This is a genomic window from Streptomyces cacaoi (assembly GCF_006539165.1).
Lineage (GTDB): Bacteria > Actinomycetota > Actinomycetes > Streptomycetales > Streptomycetaceae > Streptomyces > Streptomyces cacaoi.
In genome coordinates this window covers 1-1,632 of record NZ_BJMM01000160.1, presented here as the reverse complement: position 1 = coordinate 1,632, position 1,632 = coordinate 1, and the positions used below count along the sequence as shown (strand labels likewise).

Here is a 1,632-nt window from a genome sequence, read left to right as displayed (position 1 = left end):
GCGCGTTCCAGCGCACCAGATCCCCGGTCCGGTACATCCGCGCCCCGGGCGCCCCGAACGGACACGCCACGAACCGCGACGCCGTCAGCCCCCCGCGGCCCCGGTAGCCCAGGCCCACGCTGCGTCCGGCGACGTACAGCTCGCCGACCACGCCCACCGGCAGCCGGCGCAGCCCGCCGTCGAGGACGAACAGCGCGTCGCCCGGCACCGGTGTCCCGATGGGTGCGCCCTCACCGGGCCGCATGGGCGCGCTCATGGACGCGTAGAACGTCTCGGCCTCGCCATATCCGTTGATCATGAAGCGGCCGGGCGCCCAGCGGTCCACCAGCTCCGCCGAGCACGCCTCCCCGCCGAGGACGACGGCGCGCACGCCCTCCAGCCCCTCGGGCGAGAGCATCTCCAGCGCGGAAGGCGTCTGGTTGACGACGGTGACCTGTTCGTCGACGAGCAGGCGGTGGAAGTCGGTGGCCGAGTGGACGACGTCCTCGGGGACGACGACGAGCCGCCCGCCGTGCAGCAGCGCGCCCCACGTCTCCCACACCGACACATCGAACGCGTACGAGTGGAACAGCGACCACACCTGCCCCGGCCCGGGCACGAACTCCCGGCCCGAGGGCGCGAACAGCTGGGTCACATTGGCGTGCGTGAGCGCGACCCCCTTGGGTGTGCCGGTCGTCCCGGAGGTGTAGATGAGGTAGGCGATGTGACGGGCGTCCGGGTGCGGCAGCGGTTCGGTGGGCAGTCCGGCCGCGGCCGGATCGGCCACGTCCACCACCGGCACGCCCGCCGCGGCGACCCGGTGCGCGAGCCCCGCGGTCGTCACGACCGCCACCGGTGCCGCGTCGCCCAGGACGAAGCGCACCCGTTCGTCCGGGTGGGCCGCGTCCACCGGCAGATACGCGGCGCCCAGCTTCAGCACCGCCAGCACGGCCAGGACCGTCCACTCCGAGCGGGGCAGCAGCAGCGCCACCACGTCACCGGCGGCCACGCCCCGGTCGGCCAGCAGCCGAGCCAGCCGCGTCGACTCCTCGTCCACCTCCCGGTACGTCCACGACCGCCCCTCGTACACCAGCGCCGTCTCACCCGGCCGCGACCGCACCTGCGCGGCGAACAGCTCCGGGATGGACGGGTCGGCGGGCGGTTCCTCCAGCACGGCCCGGTTGCCGAGCGCGTCCAGCCGGGCGTGCTCCTCCTCGTCCAGGAGGTCGACCGCCCGCACGGGCAGCTCCGCGTCGGCGCACATCGTCGACAGCAGCCGCTGCCAGCGCGCCACCATGCGCTCCACGGTCGCGGCGTCGAAGACATCCGTGCGGTACTCGACGACGCCGCCGATCCCCCGGGGCCGCCCGGAGTCGTCGAACCGCTCCCGCAGCGCGAAGGTGAGGTCCATGCGCGCGGTGCGGGTGTCGGCGCGGAGCGGGGTGATCTCCAGGCCGTCCGGGGACAGATCGGGGAGGGAGACGTTCTGCCAGGCGAACAGGGTCTGGACGAGCGGGTGGTGCGCCCGGGTCCGCACCGGGTTGAGCCGGTCCACCAGCGCGTCGAACGGCACGTCCTGGTGGGTGAACGCGTCCAGGCTGCGCTCCCTGACCTGCGCCAGCAGCTCGCGCAGGCTCAGCTCGCCGGAGACGT

The 1,632-nt window shown here is 74.2% G+C and carries 1 protein-coding gene; it reads right to left on the bottom strand.

The features are described from left to right. On the bottom strand, positions 1-1,632 hold a 1,632-nt coding region (locus SCA03_RS34720; protein ID WP_141275899.1), incomplete at both ends, for a non-ribosomal peptide synthetase.